This is a genomic window from Microbispora sitophila (assembly GCF_014892245.1).
Lineage (GTDB): Bacteria > Actinomycetota > Actinomycetes > Streptosporangiales > Streptosporangiaceae > Microbispora > Microbispora siamensis.
In genome coordinates, this window is the sequence record NZ_JADBGC010000008.1 from 1 (window position 1) to 20,450 (window position 20,450).

Genomic DNA, 20,450 nt, shown 5'->3' on the forward strand with positions numbered 1-20,450 from the left:
CCACCCCGACATCTTCAACTCGCTGCTGCAGATCCTGGAGGACGGTCGCCTGACCGACGCCCAGGGCCGGGTGGTGGACTTCAAGAACACCGTCATCATCATGACGACCAACCTCGGCACCCGGGACATCTCCAAGGGCATCGGGGTCGGGTTCGCCCGCGCCAACGACACCGAGTCGAACTACGACCGGATGAAAGCGAAGGTCCAGGAGGAGCTCAAGCAGCACTTCCGGCCCGAGTTCCTCAACCGCGTCGACGACATCGTGGTCTTCCACCAGCTCACGCCCAAGGAGATCATCCAGATCGTGGACCTGATGCTCGCCCAGGTGGCCGAGCGGCTCAAGGACCGCGACATGGGCCTGGAGCTGACCCCGGCGGCCAAGCAGCTGCTGGCCGACCGCGGGTACGACCCGGTGATGGGCGCCCGTCCGCTGCGGCGCACGATCCAGCGGGAGCTGGAGGACACGCTGTCGGAGAAGATCCTCTACGGCGAGCTGCGGCCCGGCCAGGTCGTCAAGATCGACGTCGAGGGCGAAGGCGACGCCGCGAAGTTCACCTTCGCCGGCGAGGCGAAGAGCCCGGAGGTCCCGGACTCGGCGGCCTCCATCGCCGAGGCGGTCCAGCGCTGATCCGCCTGCGATAACCCGTTCCACCCGAGGGGCGCTCCGTGAGGAGCGCCCCTCGGCGTTTTCCGCCGTACCTCGGTCACGGTGCGGTCACCTTCCGGCTGAGAAGGCGAGAACCGGTATCACGCCACCGGGCGTAGTACTACACTTTGTAGAGTCCGCTCGCGGTATGCCATGAGCGCGTGCGGACGGGATGTCATCCCTGCGGCGTACCGGACAATCCGCTGCGGGGCGGACGCGTAGGACCGGGCGTACGGGGGAAGCTCGGTCCGCCCGGGAGACATCCCGGTGGTAGGAGGACCGGAGTCCCATGCGGTCGGGACACGCCCTGTGGGCGAATGGCGGTCCGGAAGTGCACAAGCCTTGGAGGCACCTGATGCGCCTGTTGCACGACGACGGGACGCTGGTTCACCTGGCCTACAACGCGGGCGTACATCCCGCCGAGGATCTGGAGAACCTGATCGCCCATCTCACGCGCTACGCCGTGCCGGTGCGCAGGAAGCTGGGGGTCGACCGGCTGGGCATCGGACTGTGGCTCGCGCCCGCCGTGGCGGACCACCTCATCGCCGATCGCATCGAGCTCGTACGGCTGCGCCGGTCGCTGGAGGAGCGCGGTCTGGAGTGCGTCAGCCTGAACGGCACCGGCGGGCGCAACCAGGAGGTTCCCGGCCCTGACTGGGCCAAGCCCGAGCGCTACCGCTACACCATGGCGCTGGCGAAGATCCTCGCGTTCCTGCTCCCCGACGACGTGCAGTCGGGCAGCATCTCCACGATTCCGATCGGCTGGCGCCGCGACTGGCCCGCCGACCTGCACTCCATCGCCTCCCGCCGGCTCGAACGGCTGTCGCGCGAGCTGCGCGGCCTCTACAGCGTCACCGGCAAGACGGTCAGGGTCGGCTTCGAGCCCTGGCCGGGCTGCGTGCTGGAGACCACCGAGCAGGCCCTTGAGCGGGTCTGCGACATCGACTCCGATCATCTCGGCGTCTGCCTGGACGCCTGTCACCTGTCCTGCGGCGCCGAGGAGCCCGACGCGGCGCTGCGCGGGCTGGCCCTCGCCGGGGCGCCCGTGGTCAAGCTCAGCCACGTGCACAACCACAGCCAGGAGATCCCCAGCACCCAGCCGGTGATCGCCGACACGCTCACCGCGATCCTGTCCGGGGCGGTGAACGGCACCGCGCACGTCGAGGTGGAGGCCCACGACCTGACCTCCCCCAAGGCGAAGGGCCCCGCCGCCCTGGTGGCGAGGCTCGCCGACGAGCTCGACTGGACCCGCCGCCACCTCACCGCGCTCGGCCTCAAGCTCGCCGCCTGACGGGCGCCCCGAGCGGCGTCAGGAGGGCAACTGGTAGGTGCCGTCGGGGAGGACCTCGGCCAGGCCGTCGTCCAGGAGGCCGTCCAGTGCGCGCTCGCGCTGCACGTGGTCGGCCCAGACGGCGTCCAGCGCCTCCTTGGGAACCGGCCCGTGCGCCTCGCGGAGCACGGCGAGCAGGCGTCCGCGGCACTGCCGGTCGGTCCCCGCGTACGTCTGGCCCTGCCGCGCCGGGCCGTCGTGGGCCGGACGCCCGGCCAGCCGCCAGGCACACTGCGCGGTGACCGGGCAGCGCTCGCACCGGGGGGCCCTGGCCGTGCACACCAGCGCGCCCAGCTCCATCACGGCCACGGCCCAGCGGGGCGCGCCCACCGGGGGCACCAGCGACTCCGCGAGGCGCCGCTCGGCCGCCGTGGGCGCCTTCGGCGGGTACTCCTCGCCGCGCACCGCCCGGGCCAGCACCCGCCGCACGTTGGTGTCGAGCACCGCGTGGCTGCCGCCGTACGCGAAGCTGGCCACGGCTGCCGCCGTGTAGTCGCCGATCCCCGGCAGGGCACGCAGTTCGTCGTAGGTGGACGGTACGTGGCCGCCATGGTCGGCCGTGATGGCGCGGGCGCACGCGTGGAGGTTCAGCGCCCTGCGCGGGTAGCCGAGCCGCCCCCAGTGGCGTACGGCCTCGCCGGGGGACTCCTTCGCGAGCGCCTCAGGGGTGGGCCAGCGCTCCATCCACTCGGTCCAGACAGGCAGCACCCGGGCCACGGGCGTCTGCTGGAGCATGATCTCGCTCACCAGGATGCCCCAGGGGGTCGCGTCGGGGCGCCGCCAGGGCAGGTCGCGGTTGTGCTCGGCGTACCAGTCGAGGATGGGCTCACGCAGGGAGGCGGACACGCCCCGACTGTACCGAGCGAGCCGGAGGGGCGCGCCGGTGTCTGGACTGAGGAGCGAGCGGGGAGCGAGGAACGAGCGACTCCGAGCGACGAGGGAAGTGTTCATTGCGCGCCTCCGGCACGACCACCGGATAAGAGCGCCCCGATGAGCGAAGCGGGAAACACGAGCGCCGCGCCGCGGAGCGTACGGCGCTCGATTGCGCAAAGACCCGGCGAGGCTGTGATCTGGGAAAGGACAAGGTTCAGCGAGGCGTTTCCTCTGACCCGCCAGGGCTCTCCATACTGTCCGTATGGATCCGGACACTTTCCGTGGTGACGTGGGCGTCGAGGGGGCGGACGTCTACTGGCGCCGCCGGGTGTCGGTGCTCACGGGGATGCTCGTCGTGGTGGCGGTCGTGGCATGGGCGTGCAGCAGCGCCTCCGGACGGCCGGACGAGACCGCAGCCGCCGTCAAGGCGACGCCCTCCGACCGGCTGGTCGTCTCGCTGCCCGCCGGCCTTGCTCCTCCGAAGACGCCCGCCGCCTCCGGCGCCGTTCCGGGGCAGCCGTCGCCGTCCGCCTCCGCGGGCGTCGCGCCCTCGCCCGGCAAGCCGCGGCGCCCCGGCGACCCCTGCGACGAGAAGGATCTCGTGCTCGCCCTGCAGTCCGGTCAGGACGTGTACGGCAAGGGGGTCACGCCGACCTTCCTGCTGACGGTCGTGAGCACGGGCAAGGTCGAGTGCACGGTGGACGTCGGGCCGCGCACGCTGGAGATGCGGGTGCTGTCGGGCGGCGAGCGCGTGTGGTCGACGGCCGACTGCGTGGCGGGCGACGGCGTGGACAGGCAGTTGCTTGAGCGCGGCATCCCCTACGTCCGCTCGATCCGGTGGGACCGCCACCGCTCGGGGAGCACGTGCGCCGGCAAGCGGTCGCCCGCCGACGCCGGCACGTACGTCGCGACCGCGCACTCGGGCAGGCTGAAGAGTCCGAAGATCGTCTTCCACCTGCGCTGACGAGATCTACAGGTAGCGCTCCAGGATGGACGACTCGGCGAGTCTGGACAGCCCCTCGCGGACGCTGCGCGCCCGGGTCTCGCCCACGCCGCCGACGGCCTGAAGATCGTCGGTGCTGGCCGCGAGCAGCTTCTGCAGGCCGCCGAAGTGGCTCACGAGCCGGTCGACGATCGCCCCGGGCAGGCGGGGGACCTTGGTGAGCAGCCGGAAGCCGCGTGGGCTGACCGGCGTGTCGAGCGCGTCGCCACCGTGGTGACCGAGGATCTGGGCCACCTTCGACAGGTCGAGCAGGTCGCCGGAGGACAGCTCGTCCAGCTCCCGCATGGCGTCGGCGTCCCCGTACGGCCGTGCGCCGAGCGTGCCGGGCGCGTAGTCGCGGATGATCTGCACGCGGTCGGTCTCCACGCCCGCGAACAGCTCGTCGAGCTGGAGGGACAGCAGCCGCCCGTCGGTGCCGAGCTCGACGACGTATCCCTCGATCTCGCGGGCGATTCGGCGGACCATCTCCAGGCGCTGGACGACGACGGCCACGTCGCGGACCGTGACGAGATCCTCGATCTCCAGGGCCGACAGGTTGCCGGAAACCTCGTCGAGCCGCTTCTTGTAGCGTTCGAGCGTCGCCAGGGCCTGGTTGGCCTTGGACAGGATCGCGGCCGACTCCTCCAGCACGTAGCGGATGCCGTCGAGGTAGAGCGCGATGATCCGCATCGACTTGCTGATCGCGATGACCGGGAGCGAGGTCTGCCTGGCCACCCGCTGCGCCGTGCGGTGCCGGGTGCCGGACTCGTCGGTGGGGATGGCCGGGTCGGGCACGAGGTGCACGGCGGCCCGCACGATCCTGAGGTGGGCGGTGTCGAGCACGATCGCGCCGTCCATCTTGGCCAGCTCGCGCAGGCGGGTCGCGGAGAACTCCACGTCGAGCGTGAACCCCCCGGTGCAGATGTCCTCGACCGTGCGGTCGTACCCGAGGACGATCAGGCCGCCGGTGTGGCCGCGCAGGATGCGCTCCAGCCCGTCACGCAGCGCCGTCCCCGGGGCGAGCGCGGCGAGCACGGCCCTTCTGCGGTCGTCGATCGCCTTGTCGTTGTCCAGCACATGCACCCCAGTGGGCTCGCCCGGTCGTTATCCGTCAGACCGTCTTCCTACCGATCCCTTGTCGCGGCGAGATCCGCGAGGCGCTCCGCGGACGCCCTGTGAAGCCCCTCGGGGGCGCGGGGGCGAGGCCACGGCCGACGGGCAGGCAACAGAGTTTACCGGCGTGACGCCGTGCTCACCGGTGTGACGAGGGATCACCTGGCCGATCTCATGAGGTTGAGCGCGTCCCAGACGTTCTCCACCTCCGTGACCTCGAAGCCGGGCGCGAACGGCGTCGTACGGCCGGCCGGCGAGCGCAGCGCCACGAGGCGGCCGCGGCTCGCCGACGCCTCCAGGCGTGGGCCCTCCTCCTCCAGGGAGCCCGCGGGCACCAGCGCCCTGGTGAAGCCGAGCCGTGCCGCCTCGGCCAGCCGCCGCCGCACCTCCCGCACGGGCCGCAGTTCGCCGGCCAGGCCCACCTCGCCCAGCGCGACGAGCCCGGTGGGCAGGGCCTGGTCGCCGGCCGCGCTGACGACCGACAGCATCAGCGCGAGGTCCACGGCGGGGTCGGTCAGGCGGATCCCGCCCACGGTGGCCGTGAAGACGTCGCACTTGCCGATCTTGGCGTTGAGCCGCCGCTCCATGACGGCGAGCACCATCGCCACCCGGTAGGAGTCGAGGCCGGAGGACGTGCGGCGGGGCTGGGGAGCCTCGGTCGGGCCGACGAGGGCCTGCAACTCGGCCGGGATCGGCCGGGTGCCCTCGATGGTCACGGTGACGCAGGTGCCCGGCACCGGCTCGGGATGGCGGGAGACGAACAGCCCGCTGGGGTCGGTGATCCCGGTGATGCCGCGCTCGTGCAGGTCGAAGCAGCCCACCTCGTCGATGGGGCCGAACCGGTTCTTCACCGCGCGCACCAGCCGCAGCCGCGAGTTGCGGTCGCCCTCGAAGTGGAGCACGACGTCCACCAGGTGTTCCAGCACCCGGGGGCCGGCGATCGTGCCGTCCTTGGTCACGTGGCCGACGAGCACCGTGGACATGGCCCGCTCCTTGGCGAGGCGGACCAGGTTGCCGGCGACCTCTCTGACCTGGGTCACACCGCCGGGCACTCCGGTCGCGTCGGCCGAGCCGATCGTCTGGACCGAGTCGACGATGAGCAGGCTCGGCTGCACCTTCTCGACGTGCGCCACCAGGGCCGACAGGTCGGTCTCCGCGGCCAGGTAGAGCCTGTCCTCGATCGCGCCGATGCGGTCGGCCCGCATACGTACCTGGGCGGCCGACTCCTCCCCGGTCACGTAGAGGACGGTCTCGCCCCGCGCGGTGCGGGCGGCGGCCTCCAGCAGCAGGGTCGACTTCCCGATGCCCGGCTCTCCCGCCAGAAGCACGACCGCGCCGGGGACGAGGCCGCCGCCGAGCACGCGGTCGAGTTCGGGGACTCCGGTCGTCCGCGAGCTGACGAGCTCGGCCTTCACCTGGCCGATCGGGACGGCGGGGGCGGAGACCGCGCCCGGCTTGACCACGTGGACGCCCTGCCGGGCCCCGGCTTCCTCGACCGTGCCCCACGCCTGGCACTCCCCGCACCTGCCGACCCACTTGACCGTGGTCCAGCCGCACTCGCCGCACCGGTACGCCGGTTTCGCTGCCTTGCTCACGTGCGGGAGGTTACCGGCCGCCGCCGACAATCCCTTCCGGAAAGCGGCGGCAGGGCGGAGAACTAGTCTTCGGGCTTCTCCGGCACGTAGAAGGCGGTGGTGCCGGCGACCGCGGTGGTCACCACGTCGTCCGGTGCGCCGGAGGCCCGGTATGCGTCGCCCCACAGGTCGCTGCTGAGCCTCATGAGCTCCCGTGCCTCCTCCGACCGCTCCCACGCCGAGGGATCGTCGATCATCTCGCCGCGCAGGTGCAGCCCGAGCCCGAGCACCGCCAGGTCCCAGCCGACGCCCGTGGCCCCCGGCCCGAACTGGTCCCAGAACTCCGGCGGCACCACGGCGACGTGCTCCAGTTCGAACACGGTGCGTCCGTCGCCCTGCGCGCTCAGCCGCACCTCGACCTCGCTGAAGCCGGGGTTCTCGCCGAACAGCCAGCTCACCCGCAGCAGCCGAGGCGGCTCGCACCGCAGGATCTCCCCGCCCGCGTTGCCCTGGAGCTGGTAATGCCCGCCGAGCTTCAGTTCGCCGCTCACCGGAAGGAACCAGCGGCTGATCCGTTCGGGGTCGGTGCAGGCGTCCCACACGTCCTCGATGCCGGCGTCGTAGGCGCGCCGCAGCAGCACCGTGCGGGCCTCGCCTTCCGGCAGGTCGCGCGCGCCGACCGCGCGGTGAACTTGGTTGATCTGGTCGATGAAGTCGCTCATGGCCGCTCTTCCTCGTCGGTCCGTCCGTCGTGGGCTGCGTGGGCATCGCCGCCGCTGTGCCGCCGTCCGAGCCGCCGCTCCCGTCTGCCCCGCGCCAGTTCGGTGTCGAGCGCGTCGAGCCGCTGCTCCCAGAAGCCGCGGAAGCGCGCCAGCCAGGCGTCGACCTCCCGCAGAGGCGCGGGTTCCACGGCGTACAGCCGCCGCGTGCCCTCGGCCCGTACGGACGCCAGCCCGGACTCGCGGAGCACTCGCAGGTGCTGGGAGATGGCCGGCTGTGAGATCCCGAACTCGGCGCGGATGACCGAGGTGAGCGCGCCCGACGTCTGCTCGCCTTGGGAGAGCAGCTCCAGGATCCGGCGTCGCACCGGATCCCCCAGCGCGTCGAATGCGTGCACGCGCCCACTATGCCGAGGGCCGCTTATAAAAGTCAACGCTTATATAAGCGACCCTCGGTGAACAGGCGTGACTAGAAGTGGCCCGCGAGGTCGGCGAGCAGCAGGCGCTTGGGCTTGGCACCTCTGATCTGCTGGACGATCTCGCCGTCCCGGTAGAGGTTCAGCGTGGGGAAGCCCAGGACGTTGTAGCGCTGGGCGATCTCGGGATGGTCGTCGGCGTTGATCTTGGCCACGGTGAGGCGGTCGCCGTACTCGGCGGCGATCTCCTCCAGGATCGGGGCGATCATCTTGCACGGCGGGCACCAGTCGGTCCAGAAGTCCACCAGCACGGGCTTGCCGCTGCGCAGCACCTGCTCGTCGAAGTTCTCCGCGGTCAGCGTGATCATGACTCTCCTCGTCGTGTCAGGAGACAGCCGGGGCAGGCCTCGGCGAACTGGGCGGCCACCTCCGAGCGGCGGGCCAGCAGGTCGCGGATCTGCCGGTCGATGTCGGCGAGCTTGCGCCGGTAGACGGCGACCGACTCGGGGCAGGAGCCCCCGGACGGGTGCCCGGAGCGGAGGCAGTCCACGAACGGGCGGGCGTCCTCCAGCGTGAAGCCGACCGCCATCAGCTCGCGGATCTCGCTGACGATCCGGACGTCCGACTCGTCGTACTCGCGATATCCGTTCGCCGAGCGGCGCGACCGGATGAGCCCCCGCTGCTCGTAGTAGCGCAGCGCCCGGGTGCTCACTCCCGCGCGCCGGGCCAGCTCGCCGATCCGCATCGGCCCCTCCTCGGCTGTCCTGGTCACGACGGTAAAGGTTGACGCCGGTGACAAGGTCAAGCCCGGACTCAGAATTCCCGCCATCTCAGGACGTTCGGGTAGGGAATCTCCAGGCCCTCGACCTCCCGCAGCGCCTCGCCGGCCACCTCGGGCGTGAACTCGATGCGCAGCACCGCCTCCAGGTCGGCCCTGGAATGGAACGTCATCCGCAGGTCCAGCTCCGCGCGCCGCCAGCCCTGCCGCGACCAGAAGCGCTCCACGGCCTCGGGGGAGTACGACGGCAGCGATCGGCGGAACCAGCGGCCGAACGCCCCGCGTGAGGCGTCCACGTCCACCACGAAGGCCACGCCGCCCCGCCGCAGCACCCGTCCCAGTTCGCGCAGGCCCGGCTCGCAGCCGGGCCCGAAGAAGTACGCCCAGCGCGCGATCGCCACGTCGGCCGAGGCGTCGGGGAGGGGCAGCGCCTGCGCGGCGCCCGTACGCACCCTGACGTTGGGCAGCGACGCGCAGCGGGCGGCGGCCTGGGCGGCCAGGCCGCCGTGCGGCTCGACGCCCACGACCCGCCCGGCGGACGCGGCGAGCGCGGGCAGGTGGAAGCCGCTGCCGCAGCCGATCTCGACCACGGTCGCGCCGTCCCAGGGCCGTACGGCCCGCATCGCCGCCTCGGCCGCGCCCGCGGGTCCCACCGCGAGGTTCTCCAGCTCGTAGATCTGGGGAGTGTTCCAGATGTTCGGACTGGGTACGGCCCCGCTCACGATCCGTGCCATGCGCCCCACATTAGTTCGCGACCTTGGGTAGTTGATTGTGGCGAAGCGGCGTACGGCGCGGGTGCGGCTTAGGCTGGATCCGTGAACGGGCGCAGGGAGCGAACGGACGGCCACGGCCACGGGACTGGAACGTGCCCGTGGGCCGCCAGGGGAGGCTGGCCTCATGAGTGACATCCGCGTGCCCAGCGGCAAGGTGGCGCTGTCGACGGCGTCGGTGTACCCGGAGCGTACGCCGGACGCCTTCGAACTGGCCGCCCGGCTCGGGTACGACGGCGTAGAGATCATGGTGGGACAGGACCCGGTCAGTCAGGACGTCGAGGTCCTCCAACGGCTGCGCGACCACTACCAGATCCCGATCCTGGCCGTGCACGCGCCCTGCCTGCTGGTGACCCAGCGGGTGTGGGGCCGCGATCCGTGGCTGAAGCTGCGCAGGGCCCGCGAGGCGGCCGAGCGGCTGGGCGCGCAGACCGTCGTCGTCCACCCGCCCTTCCGCTGGCAGCGCGACTACGCCAGGGAGTTCGAGAAGGGCCTGGCCCGGATGCGCGAGGAGACCGACGTCGTCTTCGCCGTGGAGAACATGTTCCCGCTGCGGGCCAGGGGCAACGAGGTCGTGCCGTACGCGCCGGACTGGAACCCCATCGACTACGACTTCCCCGACGTGACGCTCGACCTGTCCCATACGGCGGTGTCCGGGTCCGACGCGATGGAGATGGCGACCAAGCTGGGCGAGCGGCTGGCCCACCTGCACCTGGCGGACGGGGTGGGCACCACCAACAAGGACGAGCACCTGGTGCCCGGCCGGGGCTCGCAGCCCTGCGCGCCGATCCTGGAGCGCCTGGCCGGCAACGGCTACCGGGGCCTGATCGTCCTGGAGATCAACACGCGCAAGGCCACCAGCCGCACCGAGCGGATCGAGGACCTGACCGAGGCGCTCGCCTTCGCCAGGCTCCACTACGCCGCCTCGTCCACGGCCTCATGAACGAGCGGCTCGCGGACAGCCACCGGGTCTTCGACCGCGTCTCCCAGGAGTACGACGCGGCGAGGCCGCACTACCCGGAGGCCCTCTACCTCGCGCTGGAGACCCTGTCGGGGGTCCGGCTCGCCGGGGCGACCGTGATCGACGTCGGAGCGGGCACGGGCATCTCGACCCGGGGCCTGCTCGACCGCGGCGCCCGGGTCGTCGCCGTGGACCGCGGCGAGCGGATGCTGGCCCGCCTGCGCTCCCGGACGTCCTGCCCGGCCCTGCTGGCCGACGGGAACGACCTGCCCTTCCGCGCGGGCGCGGCCGACCTGGTGACGTACGCCCAGTCGTGGCACTGGCTCGACCCGGCGCTGTCGGTGGCCGAGGCCGTACGCGTGATCGGGAACGGCGGCGCGGTCGCGGGCTGGTGGAACACGGTGGACCCCGGCAAGGCCGACTGGCTGGCGGCCAACCAGGTGCGGCTGGCCGAGTCGTGCCCCGGCTATATCGGGCCCGTGCTGCCCGGATGGAGCATGCCGGCGATCGCCGCGGCCATGTCCGACGCGGGCCTCGCCGTGGCCGAGACCTGGGTCGACTGGACCAGGTCGGTGCGGCTGGAGGACTTCCTGACCGACCTGCGCTCCCACTCGTACATGGCGAGGATGGAGGGCGACGTGGTGACGGAGCTGCTGGCCAGGGAGCGCGCCGAGCTCGGCCGGGTCTTTCCCGACGGGCGGCTGACCGTTCCCATGCGCGTGTATCTTGCGGTGGGCCGCAGGGGCTGAGCTGGAGCGGGGAGCGACGTGACGACGGAGGTGCCGGAGGTCTCGGGCGGCAGGCGGCGACCGGGGCGGCGGCCCGGCCGTCGTCCGGGCGCGGCGGACACCCGCGGCGAGATCCTGGCCGCGGCGCGCAGGGTCTTCGCGGAGAAGGGGTTCGACAAGGCGACGATCCGCGGCATCGCCAGGGAGGCCGGTGTCGATCCGGCTCTCGTGCACCACTACTTCGACAGCAAGGAGGGGATGTTCGTCGCGGCCATGCGGCTGCCGATGGACCCCTCGACGGTGCTTCCGCTCATCCTGTCCGGGCCGCGTGAGGAGGTCGGCGAGCGCCTCGTCCGCTTCATCCTCACGATGACGGCGGACCCGGCGGCCAGGGAGCCGCTTCTGGGGCTGGTGCGGACGGCGATGGTGAACGAGCAGGCCGTCGGCATGATCAGGGAGTTCTTCACGACGGCCGTACTCGGCCGGGTGGCCGAGGCGCTGGACGTTCCGCCGCTGCGGATGGAGGCCGCCTTCGCGCAGTTGTTCGGCGTGGTGATGACGCGGTACATCCTCAGATTCGAACCGCTGGCCTCCGCCGACGTCGAGGAGATCGTCGCGCTGGTGGGCCCCACCGTGCAGCGCTACCTGGCCGGATAGATTACGAGCGCCCCTCTCATACCCTCTTGTAGAGCTTTGTTCTAGTATCGTGCCGTCGGCGGGAAACGCAGTGACAAGTGCCACTCGCCGAGCGTGACCAGGATAAGTTACTCACCGGTACCATTCGGGAAGTGTAGGCGTTATCCACAGGGCGGGACTCAACCGCCCGCGCGAGGGCGCCGCGCCCCTACGCTGGCCGCCGACGTTCGATATGGGAGGGACTCGTGCTCTGGGTAGCGATTGTGGGCCTCGTCGCGACCGCTGTGGCGGTCGCGCTGGCGGGCCGTCGCGTGCTGTTCCTCTACCGGCTCGCCACGAGCGGCCAGCCGGCCCCGGAGCGGATCGAGTACGCCAAGGAGCACGCCGGCGCTGAGATCAAGGCCCAGTTGGTCGAGGTCTTCGGCCAGCGCAAGCTGCTGAAGTGGACCCCGTCCGGCACCGCCCACTTCTTCGTCATGTGGGCGTTCTTCATCCTGCTGACCGTCTACATCGAGGCGTACGGCGCGATCATCCAGGGTGCGATCACCGGGCACTCGGACTTCCACATCCCGCTGATCGGGACCTGGCCGGTGCTGGGCTTCCTGCAGGACTTCATCGCGCTCGCCTGTCTGGCCGGGCTGGTCGCGTTCACCGCCATCCGGATCAAGAACTCGCCGAAGAAGCTGGGGCGCGGCTCCCGTTTCTCCGGTTCCCACCTGGGCGGGGCCTGGCTGGTCCTGTTCATGATCTTCAACATCATCTGGACGCTGTTCCTCGCCCGTGGCGCCGCGGCCGCCAACGGCAACTTCCCCTATGACTCGGGCGCCTTCGCCAGCCTGGCCATCGGCAAGATCCTGCCGCACAGCGAGCTGCTGGAGCAGATCGCCCTCCTGCTGCACATCGGCCTCATGCTGGTGTTCCTGGTCATCGTGGTGAACAGCAAGCACCTGCACATCTTCACCGCGCCGCTGAACGTGCTGTTCTCCCGCCGGCCCGACGGCCTGGGCCCGGCCCAGCCGATGCGCAGCAACGGCACGGTGCTCGACTTCGAGGAGGCCGACCCCGAGGTCGACGTGTTCGGCCGCGGCAAGATCCAGGACACGACCTGGAAGGGCTTCCTCGACTTCTACACCTGCACCGAGTGCGGCCGCTGCCAGTCGCAGTGCCCGGCGTGGAACACCGACAAGCCGCTGTCGCCCAAGATGCTCATCCTCGACCAGCGTGACCACGCCTTCGCGGTCGCGCCGTACCTGCTGGCCGGGGAGAAGGAGAAGGAGGGCTTCTCCGAGGACGTGCTGGCCCTGCTCGACAAGCCGCTCGTCGGCGAAGACGGGGTCATCCACCCCGACGTGTTGTGGTCGTGCACGAACTGCGGCGCCTGCGTCGAGCAGTGCCCGGTCGACATCGAGCACATCGACCACATCCTCGACATGCGCCGCTACCAGGTGATGATCGAGTCGTCGTTCCCGTCCGAGGCGGGCGTGATGCTCAAGAACCTGGAGAACAAGGGCAACCCGTGGGGCATGTCCGAGATGAAGCGCGCCGAGTGGATCGAGGAACTCGATTTCGAAGTCCCGATCATCGACTCAACGATGCCCGAGGACGTCGAGTACCTGTTCTGGGTCGGCTGCGCCGGCGCGCTGGAGGACCGGGCCAAGAAGACCACCAAGGCCGTCGCGGAACTGCTGCACATCGCCGGGGTCAAGTTCGGCGTGCTCGGCCCGATGGAGGCCTGCACCGGTGACCCGGCCCGCCGCCTGGGCATGGAGTTCCTGTTCAACATGCTCGCCCAGCAGAACATCGAGACCCTCAACGAGGCCGGGGTCAAGAAGATCGTGGCCACCTGCCCGCACTGCTTCAACACCCTCGCCAACGAGTATCCGCAGCTCGGCGGCACCTACGAGGTCGTGCACCACACCCAGCTGCTGGCGCACCTGGTCGAGGAGGGCAGGCTCACCCCGATCACCCCGATCGAGGAGAAGATCACCTACCACGACCCGTGCTTCCTCGGCCGGCACAACAAGGTGTACGCCCAGCCGCGCGACATCATGGCCAAGGTGCCGGGCGTCCAGGCCCAGGAGATGCACCGCTGCAAGGAACGCGGATTCTGCTGCGGCGCCGGCGGCGCGCGCATGTGGATGGAGGAGCGCATCGGAAAGCGCATCAACACCGAGCGCGTGGACGAGGCGCTGACCACCGATCCCGACACCGTCTCCACCGCCTGCCCGTTCTGCCTCGTGATGCTCGGTGACGCGATCAACGAGAAGAAGAACGCCGGTCAGGCCAAGGAGTCGCTCGAGGTCGTGGACGTCGCCCAGCTCCTCATCAAATCCATCAAGCTGGGGTAAAGCAATCTTTGCCGCGATCGTGAACTTTTTGTGGAAATCACCGGTCAAGGCGATGGAATGAACCGTGTTTCACAGAAGAGTGACAAACGCTTTCTCCACATAACAGGAAAATCACGGTAACCTCAACGTTGGCTCAATCGACGGGGAGGGGGCTGGACGGTGGGTGTGGTCGTCATCGACGCGGAGGTCACCCTGGCGGACGTCCTCTCCCTGCGTCTGGCCATCGCCGAGCCGCTGGCGGACGGCGCCCGCCTGGTCCTGCGGAAACGCGGCGCGGGTGAGGAACGGCGGGTGACGCTCGGCGCCTCCGGCGAGCGGGCGAAGGACGCCAGCGTCGCGGTCTCCCTCGCGCCTCTCGACCTCGGTCCGGGCCGCTGGGACGCCTACCTCGAACAGGACGGCGTCCGCGCCCGCATCCAGAGCGCCGATCCCGGGTTCTCGCTCGACCGCCTCGACGCGTACGCGCTGGGCCGGCGGACCTTGGCCTACCGGGCCTACCGCACCCGCAACGGATTCCTGGCCCTGAAGATAGATCCGGCGGAGCCGGTCGCCGACGTCCGCGCGGTGTGGTTCCGCGAGGGGCGCTTCGAGGTGACCGGGCTGCTGGCCTACACCGGCCTGGACGACGACGATCAGCACCGCCACGCCACGCTCGCGTTGCGTCACAATGATCCGGGCCACAGTGGTACGGGCCGCAGCGATCCGGCCGCGACGGTGCGGGTCGCCGCCACCGTCCAGGGGGTCCGGTTCCACGCCGCGCTCTCGCTGTGCGACGTGCTGGCCGCCACCCCCGACTCGCAGGGCTCCTGGGAGCCCTACCTGGAGGTGGACGGCGTCGACCGCGAACTGCCCTTGGGCGCCAGGCTCGACGACGTCGAGGGCAAACGCCGCCGTGTCCACTATCCCCGTGCGCTCGTGGACGGCGTGCCGATCCGGCCCAGCTTCACTCCGGGCGACGAGTTGCTGCTGGAGGTGGGAGCGTGAGGATCGCGTTCCTGCTCCCCTCGGCGTACGGCATGCGCGGAGACGTGCGGGCGATGCTGAACCTCGCGGGAGGGCTGGCCTCACGGCACGAGGTGGAGGTCGTGAGCGTCCGGCGCACCAGGGAGACGCCGTTCTTCCCGGTCGACCGCCGGGTGACGCTGCGCTGGCTCGTGGATGCCCGGCCAGGTGTCCATCACCTGCTGCCCCGGGGACAGGTGCGCACCGAGGTGGCGCTCTGGCGGATGCTGCGCGGTCTGCGCTCCGACGTCCTGGTCACCACCCGGCCGACGCTGAGCGTGCAGGCCGCCAGGTATGCCCCGCGAGACGTCGTCCGCATCGCGCGGGAGTGGGGCAAACCGTCGGTGCCCGGCCCGGTGCGCCGGTTCTATCCCCGTCTCGACGCCGTGGTGGCGAGCACGGACGGCCGGCGGGACGAGTGGGTGCGGCTGCTCGACGACGACCTGTCGGTCCACGTCATCCCCGACGCCCTGCCCGAGGCGCCCTGGCCGCGCTCCCGCATGGACAACCGCATCGTCAGCGCCGGGGGCCGGCTGGTGCCCGGCAAGTCGTACGACCAGCTCGTGCGCGCCTTCGCGATCGTCGCCGACAAGCGGCCCGACTGGCGGCTGCGGTTGTACGGCGGAGGCCCGGAGGAGCGGCGGCTGCGCGCCCTCGTCCGCGACCTCGACCTGCACAACCACGTGTACTTCATGGGCACCACCCCCGACCTGCCCGGCGAGTTCGCCAAGGCGTCCATCGTCGCGGTGCCGTCGCGGCACGAGCTGCTGGGCATGACCGTCATCGAGGCGCTGAGCTGCGGGGTGCCGGTCGTGGGTTTCGCCGGATCCCGCGGGCCCGCCGAGTTTCTCCGCCCGGGCCGCGACAGCGTGCTGGTCCAGGAGGGGGAGGGCGGCGACGCCGAGTCGCTCGCCTGCGCGCTGCTCACCCTCGTCGACGACGAACGCCGCCGCATGAAGCTGGCGGCCGGGGCGCTGGAGACCGCGTCCGTCCACGCCGCGCCGGCCGTCGCGGTCCGCTGGGAGGAGCTCATGTACGGCCTGCGCTCCCGCCCCTGACCCGTCAGGTCCGCCAGCGGGTCACAACCCGATCACAAGGGCCTGTCGTGATGCTGGGGTCCCGTAGAAACGATGATGATCGTGGAAATCGGGAGGGAAACGGCATGACGAACACGGCTGTGCGTCTGGGACGCTCGGTGGCGGCGACGGCTCTCGCCGTTGGCGTCGCGCTGGGCGGTGCCACGTCCGCGAGCGCGGCGGAGAGCGCGGCGGGCAGCACGGCGGCGAGTGCGGCCACGCGGCTGGGGCCGTACGGCTACGGCGACGTGAAGCTGGGGATGAGCGCCAAGCAGGCCCAGAAGACCGGCAAGATCGTCAAGAAGCTCGGCGGCGAGGGCTGCTCGGGCTGGGATCTGAAGGCGCACCCGACCCCGAAGGACAGGGTCGGCCTGTTCATCTCGAAAAAACTCGGCGTGGCCGCGATCTTCGGGTTCAAGGGGGTCAGGACTCCGGAGGGCGCCGGGATCGGCTCCACCCTGAAGCAGCTGAAGGAGGTTTACCCTCGCCTCAGGACGGCGGCCAGCGGTTTCCCCATCACCAAGGTCCCTGGCAACCCCAAGGCTTCCTACTACTTCCTGCTGCGCCACGGCAAGGTGTACGAGCTGGCCCTGACCCTCGACAACCAGGACTGCTTCAACTAGACGGCGGTGGGCTGACTCAGTCGCCGGGCTCGCCGAGGTGCGCGGCGGCGGCGGAGACGGAGTCGTGGATCGGCAGTTCCGTGTCGAGGCCGGTGATCCTGAGCATCCGGGCGAAGCGCCCGTGGGCGCCGCTGAGCGCCAGGCGCCCGCCGGCCGCGCTGACGGCGGCGAGGGCCCCCATGAGGACGCTCAGCCCGGTCGAGTCGCAGAACTTGAGTCCCTCGGCGTCGACCACGATCCGGGGCGGCGTACGCAGCCCGACCGCCTCGGCCAGGCAGGCGCGCAGCGAGGAGGCGGAGGCCAGGTCCAGGTCGCCGAACATCCGGATGACGACGACGTCCTCGTCCAGGACGGTGAGCATGGAGAAGGTGTCGGGCTGTCCGTGCCTTCCCTGTTCCACTCGCGCTCGCCCCTGCTCACCTGGCCCTGCCGCCCGGCCGTCGCCTCACGACCCGCCGGAGCTGTCCGTCAATGATTGCACATGGCAAATGATGCCCGGGCCGGACCGTCAGGATCGTTCCCTGCGGACGAGCAGCATGGCGACGTCGTCCGGGACGGGTCCGCCGACGTGCGCGACCAGGTCGCGTTCCAGCAGGTCGAGGGCGGCCTGCGGATCGCCGGCCCGGAGCAGGCGGGGCAGCCGGTCCTCCAGGGGATAGAAGGCTCCGCCCCGGTCGCGTGCCTCGATCACGCCGTCGGTGTAGAAGAGGATCTGGTCGCCCTCGCGGAACGCGCATCCGTACGGCTCGGGGCCGGTGGGGGAGAGCGCGACCAGGCCGAGCGGCGGCGCCTCCTCGCGCGGTTCGAGCCGCTGGACACGGCCGTCGCACGTGAGCAGCAGGGGCGGCGGGTGGCCGTAGTTGAGCAGGCAGATCTCGTTCTCGCCCACCTCCGCGAGCACGGCGGTGACGAACTTCTCCCCGCCGAGCCGCCGCGCGAGGTGGTCCTCCAGGCACTGGCCGACGGCGGCGAGCGTCGGCTCGTCGTAGGCGGCCTCCCGGAAGGCGCCGACCACCGAGGCCGCCGTCTCCACGGCCTCCAGGCCCTTGCCCTGCACGTCGCCGACGATCAGCCGGACGCCGCCGGGTCCCCTGGTGATGTCGTACAGGTCCCCGCCGATGCGGGCCTCCACAGTGGCGGACGTGTAGGACAGGGCGATGCGCAGATCGCCCGTGTGGCGGGGCACCGGGCGCAGCAGCACGCGCTGGACCGCCTCGGCGACGAGGCGGACATTCGCCAGCGTGCGCTCTCCCTCGGCGCGGAGCCGGCACGCGAGTACGGCGGCCGCGGTGACCCCGACGATCGCGACCAGCGTGATCGTGATCAGCGGGCCGCCGAGCAGGTGGTCGTGGTAGGCCAGCGGCACGGACAGGAGGAGCGCGACCAGCCCGGCCAGCGCCGTGTGGCGCGTGCCGCCCGTCACCGCGGCGAACGCGGGCCCGAGCGTCAGCAACGGCAGCAGGCCCAGGGCGGGCCCGGCGAGCAGGTCGAGCACCACCACCGCCGCCATGGCGGCGAACGGCAGCGTACGGAGGACAGCCTGGGTTCCCATCCGCGACTCCCGCGTCGCTACGAGCCGGTTCATGGATGCATTCCCGGCACCGCCCGCCCTACCCGCCGTATCGGAACGGCGACGCTGGATACCGGTTACGGGTATCGTTGAAGGATGCACGGGTACAGCGGGGACAAGCAGGCCTACCTCACCCGCCTGCGCCGGATCGAGGGACAGATCCGCGGGCTGCAGCGGATGGTGGACGAGGAGGCCTACTGCATCGACATCCTCACTCAGGTCTCGGCGGCCACCCGCGCCCTCCAGGCGGTGGCGCTCGGCCTGCTGGAGGACCACATCGCCCACTGCGTCGCCGACGCGGTCAAGAGCGGAGGCCCGGAGGCCGGCGAGAAGGTGAAGGAGGCCTCGGCGGCCATCGCCCGGCTCGTCAGGTCGTGATGCTCTGTTGACGATCGCCCGCCCGGGCGGCCGGACGGATCACCCCGGGTGAGCAACCGTCCCGGGCCCACCATATGCCCGGGACGGTCCGTGCTCTCAGTGCCTTCAGCGGCTCGCCGAAGTCCGCAATCCGAGCGCGTTGTCGAGCTCTTCCAAGGTCAGTCGGTTCTCCGTGATGTTCACGGCCTCCAGCACCTCGGCGTAGAGCGCGATTTCGTCCAACGCGACACGGTCGTGGACCCGAGAGTCCAGGTCGTCGTGCCCCACCGCGTCGTCCTTCCTTCCGCAGCCCACACCCATCACGAGGTTACGTCCGGGTACCCTGCCGCGACATGGCCCATCGTGACCATTCCGACCCGCACCCCTCGTCCCTCCGGGACCATTTCCCCGATACTGAGATCACAATTCGATGAAAAAGACGGTGATGAGGGGAAGGGATTGCTAAAGCGGAGGTAAGGACGAAATATCCGAATTGGATGTTTCGAACAGCCAACCACCGGACTCGTCCAGGTCGGGCTTGCGCCGCTCCGCCGCCTCCTGCGGGCGTGGGTCGTCCCGCTGGTGGATCAGGCACTTGACGACCGCGGAGCATACCGCGAAGCCCTGGGGCGGCGCGGGCGTGCCGGTCAGGGCGCACCAGGCCAGGCCGGTCGCGTACGCGGAGCCGAGCAGGGCGGCGGCCGTCTCGCGGTCGGGCGGGATCAGCCCGGGCGGCAGTTCGCCGCCGGCCGGCCAGCAGCCCCGCAGCGGGTGGGTGGGCTCGGCGAGCGCGAGATAGAGGGCCTGCCGGAGTTCGTCGTCCATCCACGGGTAGAGCGCGGTGACCACCTGCGCGGTGCGTGAGCTGCCCGGCGCCGCCCAGGCGGGCTCGGACACGCCGCACACGCCCGCCAGGTCGGCGGCGAGCAGCGAGGCCGCCACGGCCCGCGGATCCATCCCGCGCGCGGCCGTGTATCCCAGGGCCTCGACCAGGTCGTACAGGGTGTGCCGGAAGTGCTCGCCCGGCGCCCATTCGGGGAGGGTGGCCGGGACGAGATGCGGCGGGCAGCGCGCCAGCCAGGCCTGCCGTACGGCGCCGCCGGGCATGGCGTGCTGGTCCAGCCAGGGGCTGCCGAGCAGCGGCTCGGCCATCGCGATCAGCGCGTCGGCGCGCGGCCGGAACCGGGGGTCGGCGCGCAGCACGGTGGCGGTCTCGGCCATCAGCCCGGCCAGGCGCAGGCCCGCCTCCCGTGCGCCGGAGCGCATCCGTTCTGCGTACAGGGCCACGAGCGCGTCGAGCGAGCCCATGGGCAGCCAGCGCACCCAGTCGTCCCCGGGCAGGGGCCGGGCCAGGAACTCGCCGAACATCGACAGCATGACCTCGTTGCCGTCGAACGCCGGCGCGTAGGCGCACCACATGATCGTGCCCCACACGGCGGCCACCGTCGCGGCCACGTCGCGGGCGAATACCTGCTGGTAGACGCTGTCGCCGAGGGGGAAGTCCTCCCGGCGCAGCCCGCGGTGGGCGAGCAGCAGCGCGCGGAGCCGTTCGGTGATCTCGTGCGGGACGTCCGGGCCGACGAACGCCTGTGTGGAGCCGCGGTCGTACGCGAAGTCGGGACCCGCGGGGATCAGCGCGGGCGGGATCGCCACGCCCGGCGGGCTCGGCCGTGCGCCGGAGCGGACGGCCGGATGCAGCGGGGGCGCCGACAGATGCCAGCGGCCGTCGACGCGGTCGAGGCGATACCAGCGGGCGTGCGCGCCGAACAGCCACCGGGCGCCGTCCGGCGTGACCAGCGCCCGCTGGGCCAGGGTGTGCGCCCGGGTGACCGGGGGGAGCAGCGTCCACCGGGGGTCGCCGACGACGGCGCGCACGTCGCGCTCCATCGTCGTGAAACCGTCCCAGTACACGCGGCAGTGCTCCTCCGTCCTCCGGAGAGGACGGCTT

The 20,450-nt window shown here is 71.2% G+C and carries 23 protein-coding genes; 11 read left to right on the forward strand and 12 right to left on the reverse strand.

The window, feature by feature from the left end; translation table 11 throughout:
• A partial coding sequence (locus IL992_RS15900; RefSeq protein ID WP_193204140.1) for an AAA family ATPase occupies nucleotides 1-628 on the forward strand: 628 nt, incomplete at its 5' end.
• A 373-nt stretch (nucleotides 629-1,001) separates the two neighbouring features.
• The gene (locus IL992_RS15905; RefSeq protein ID WP_193204141.1) at nucleotides 1,002-1,937 is read left to right on the forward strand and encodes a TIM barrel protein; all 936 of its coding nucleotides are present in this window, start codon (nucleotides 1,002-1,004) and stop codon (nucleotides 1,935-1,937) included.
• 18 nt (nucleotides 1,938-1,955) lie between these two features.
• On the opposite strand, the gene IL992_RS15910 is transcribed toward IL992_RS15905, so the two are convergent.
• The gene (locus IL992_RS15910) at nucleotides 1,956-2,822 is read right to left on the reverse strand and encodes an A/G-specific adenine glycosylase (protein WP_319018582.1); all 867 of its coding nucleotides are present in this window, start codon (nucleotides 2,820-2,822) and stop codon (nucleotides 1,956-1,958) included.
• 289 nt (nucleotides 2,823-3,111) lie between these two features.
• Between IL992_RS15910 and IL992_RS15915 the strand changes: the two genes are divergently transcribed.
• The gene (locus IL992_RS15915) at nucleotides 3,112-3,813 is read left to right on the forward strand and encodes a hypothetical protein (RefSeq protein WP_193204143.1); all 702 of its coding nucleotides are present in this window, start codon (nucleotides 3,112-3,114) and stop codon (nucleotides 3,811-3,813) included.
• Nucleotides 3,814-3,819: 6 nt separating this feature from the next.
• Here the strand turns inward: IL992_RS15915 and disA are convergent, their stop codons facing one another.
• The 7 genes from disA to IL992_RS15950 all read right to left on the reverse strand — a co-directional run bounded on the left by disA (nucleotide 3,820) and on the right by IL992_RS15950 (nucleotide 9,165).
• On the reverse strand, nucleotides 3,820-4,908 hold the full coding sequence (gene disA / locus IL992_RS15920; protein ID WP_239108642.1) for a DNA integrity scanning diadenylate cyclase DisA: 1,089 nt from the start codon (nucleotides 4,906-4,908) through the stop codon (nucleotides 3,820-3,822).
• Nucleotides 4,909-5,102: 194 nt separating this feature from the next.
• Nucleotides 5,103-6,539: a DNA repair protein RadA gene (gene radA / locus IL992_RS15925; RefSeq protein ID WP_193204144.1), complete on the reverse strand. Its 1,437-nt coding sequence runs from the start codon at nucleotides 6,537-6,539 to the stop codon at nucleotides 5,103-5,105.
• Nucleotides 6,540-6,601: 62 nt separating this feature from the next.
• Nucleotides 6,602-7,240, reverse strand: a complete 639-nt coding sequence (locus IL992_RS15930) for an SRPBCC family protein (RefSeq protein WP_193204145.1) — start codon at nucleotides 7,238-7,240, stop codon at nucleotides 6,602-6,604.
• Nucleotides 7,237-7,635 (reverse strand): ArsR/SmtB family transcription factor, encoded by a 399-nt coding sequence (locus IL992_RS15935; RefSeq protein ID WP_193204146.1) that lies wholly within the window; start codon nucleotides 7,633-7,635, stop codon nucleotides 7,237-7,239. Before IL992_RS15935 ends, IL992_RS15930 begins: the two co-directional genes overlap by 4 nt.
• Nucleotides 7,636-7,706: 71 nt before the next feature.
• Complete coding sequence (gene trxA / locus IL992_RS15940) at nucleotides 7,707-8,021, reverse strand: thioredoxin (protein ID WP_079314351.1); 315 nt, start codon at nucleotides 8,019-8,021, stop codon at nucleotides 7,707-7,709.
• Nucleotides 8,018-8,425: a MerR family transcriptional regulator gene (locus IL992_RS15945; protein ID WP_319018583.1), complete on the reverse strand. Its 408-nt coding sequence runs from the start codon at nucleotides 8,423-8,425 to the stop codon at nucleotides 8,018-8,020. Before IL992_RS15945 ends, trxA begins: the two co-directional genes overlap by 4 nt.
• 41 nt (nucleotides 8,426-8,466) lie before the next feature.
• On the reverse strand, nucleotides 8,467-9,165 hold the full coding sequence (locus IL992_RS15950; protein ID WP_193204147.1) for a class I SAM-dependent methyltransferase: 699 nt from the start codon (nucleotides 9,163-9,165) through the stop codon (nucleotides 8,467-8,469).
• Nucleotides 9,166-9,328: 163 nt separating this feature from the next.
• Between IL992_RS15950 and IL992_RS15955 the strand changes: the two genes are divergently transcribed.
• The 7 genes from IL992_RS15955 to IL992_RS15985 all read left to right on the forward strand — a co-directional run bounded on the left by IL992_RS15955 (nucleotide 9,329) and on the right by IL992_RS15985 (nucleotide 16,575).
• Nucleotides 9,329-10,144 carry a sugar phosphate isomerase/epimerase family protein gene (locus IL992_RS15955; RefSeq protein ID WP_193204148.1) on the forward strand — a complete coding sequence of 272 codons (816 nt, stop codon included), beginning with the start codon at nucleotides 9,329-9,331 and terminating at the stop codon, nucleotides 10,142-10,144.
• Nucleotides 10,141-10,911, forward strand: a complete 771-nt coding sequence (locus tag IL992_RS15960) for a class I SAM-dependent methyltransferase (RefSeq protein ID WP_193204149.1) — start codon at nucleotides 10,141-10,143, stop codon at nucleotides 10,909-10,911. Before IL992_RS15955 ends, IL992_RS15960 begins: the two co-directional genes overlap by 4 nt.
• A gap of 18 nt (nucleotides 10,912-10,929) precedes the next feature.
• The gene (locus IL992_RS15965) at nucleotides 10,930-11,547 is read left to right on the forward strand and encodes a TetR/AcrR family transcriptional regulator (protein WP_319018584.1); all 618 of its coding nucleotides are present in this window, start codon (nucleotides 10,930-10,932) and stop codon (nucleotides 11,545-11,547) included.
• A 224-nt stretch (nucleotides 11,548-11,771) separates the two neighbouring features.
• The gene (locus IL992_RS15970) at nucleotides 11,772-13,874 is read left to right on the forward strand and encodes a (Fe-S)-binding protein (RefSeq protein WP_193204150.1); all 2,103 of its coding nucleotides are present in this window, start codon (nucleotides 11,772-11,774) and stop codon (nucleotides 13,872-13,874) included.
• A gap of 159 nt (nucleotides 13,875-14,033) precedes the next feature.
• A complete protein-coding gene (locus tag IL992_RS15975; protein WP_193204151.1) occupies nucleotides 14,034-14,858 on the forward strand; it encodes a hypothetical protein in 825 nt (274 codons plus the stop codon).
• Nucleotides 14,855-15,934 (forward strand): glycosyltransferase, encoded by a 1,080-nt coding sequence (locus tag IL992_RS15980; protein ID WP_193204152.1) that lies wholly within the window; start codon nucleotides 14,855-14,857, stop codon nucleotides 15,932-15,934. Before IL992_RS15975 ends, IL992_RS15980 begins: the two co-directional genes overlap by 4 nt.
• A gap of 104 nt (nucleotides 15,935-16,038) precedes the next feature.
• On the forward strand, nucleotides 16,039-16,575 hold the full coding sequence (locus IL992_RS15985) for a hypothetical protein (protein ID WP_226873112.1): 537 nt from the start codon (nucleotides 16,039-16,041) through the stop codon (nucleotides 16,573-16,575).
• Between the two features lie 16 nt (nucleotides 16,576-16,591).
• Here IL992_RS15985 and IL992_RS15990 read toward each other — a convergent pair whose 3' ends face one another.
• Together IL992_RS15990 and IL992_RS15995 are read right to left on the reverse strand one after the other, a co-directional pair.
• Nucleotides 16,592-16,975: an STAS domain-containing protein gene (locus tag IL992_RS15990; RefSeq protein ID WP_193204153.1), complete on the reverse strand. Its 384-nt coding sequence runs from the start codon at nucleotides 16,973-16,975 to the stop codon at nucleotides 16,592-16,594.
• A gap of 108 nt (nucleotides 16,976-17,083) precedes the next feature.
• Complete coding sequence (locus IL992_RS15995) at nucleotides 17,084-18,127, reverse strand: PP2C family protein-serine/threonine phosphatase (RefSeq protein WP_226873113.1); 1,044 nt, start codon at nucleotides 18,125-18,127, stop codon at nucleotides 17,084-17,086.
• Nucleotides 18,128-18,241: 114 nt separating this feature from the next.
• Here IL992_RS15995 and IL992_RS16000 point away from each other — a divergent pair, with 114 nt between their 5' ends.
• Entirely contained in the window at nucleotides 18,242-18,523 is a 282-nt protein-coding gene (locus tag IL992_RS16000; protein WP_079314359.1) for a metal-sensitive transcriptional regulator, read from the forward strand.
• A gap of 105 nt (nucleotides 18,524-18,628) precedes the next feature.
• Here the strand turns inward: IL992_RS16000 and IL992_RS16005 are convergent, their stop codons facing one another.
• Together IL992_RS16005 and IL992_RS16010 are read right to left on the reverse strand one after the other, a co-directional pair.
• Nucleotides 18,629-18,790: a hypothetical protein gene (locus tag IL992_RS16005; RefSeq protein ID WP_167538777.1), complete on the reverse strand. Its 162-nt coding sequence runs from the start codon at nucleotides 18,788-18,790 to the stop codon at nucleotides 18,629-18,631.
• A gap of 174 nt (nucleotides 18,791-18,964) precedes the next feature.
• On the reverse strand, nucleotides 18,965-20,413 hold the full coding sequence (locus tag IL992_RS16010) for a hypothetical protein (RefSeq protein WP_193204154.1): 1,449 nt from the start codon (nucleotides 20,411-20,413) through the stop codon (nucleotides 18,965-18,967).
• Nucleotides 20,414-20,450 lie beyond the last annotated feature (37 nt).

What these genes read in the sequence shown, in the direction of transcription:
- IL992_RS15950 (WP_193204147.1), bottom strand. Translation starts at nt 9,165, where the DNA reads ATGGCACGGATCGTGAGCGGGGCCGTACCCAGTCCGAACATCTGGAAC.
- IL992_RS15905 (WP_193204141.1), top strand. Translation starts at nt 1,002, where the DNA reads ATGCGCCTGTTGCACGACGACGGGACGCTGGTTCACCTGGCCTACAAC.
- IL992_RS15955 (WP_193204148.1), top strand. Translation starts at nt 9,329, where the DNA reads ATGAGTGACATCCGCGTGCCCAGCGGCAAGGTGGCGCTGTCGACGGCG.
- IL992_RS15930 (WP_193204145.1), bottom strand. Translation starts at nt 7,240, where the DNA reads ATGAGCGACTTCATCGACCAGATCAACCAAGTTCACCGCGCGGTCGGC.
- IL992_RS15985 (WP_226873112.1), top strand. Translation starts at nt 16,039, where the DNA reads ATGACGAACACGGCTGTGCGTCTGGGACGCTCGGTGGCGGCGACGGCT.
- IL992_RS15995 (WP_226873113.1), bottom strand. Translation starts at nt 18,127, where the DNA reads ATGGGAACCCAGGCTGTCCTCCGTACGCTGCCGTTCGCCGCCATGGCG.
- IL992_RS16000 (WP_079314359.1), top strand. Translation starts at nt 18,242, where the DNA reads ATGCACGGGTACAGCGGGGACAAGCAGGCCTACCTCACCCGCCTGCGC.
- IL992_RS15915 (WP_193204143.1), top strand. Translation starts at nt 3,112, where the DNA reads ATGGATCCGGACACTTTCCGTGGTGACGTGGGCGTCGAGGGGGCGGAC.
- IL992_RS15960 (WP_193204149.1), top strand. Translation starts at nt 10,141, where the DNA reads ATGAACGAGCGGCTCGCGGACAGCCACCGGGTCTTCGACCGCGTCTCC.
- trxA (WP_079314351.1), bottom strand. Translation starts at nt 8,021, where the DNA reads ATGATCACGCTGACCGCGGAGAACTTCGACGAGCAGGTGCTGCGCAGC.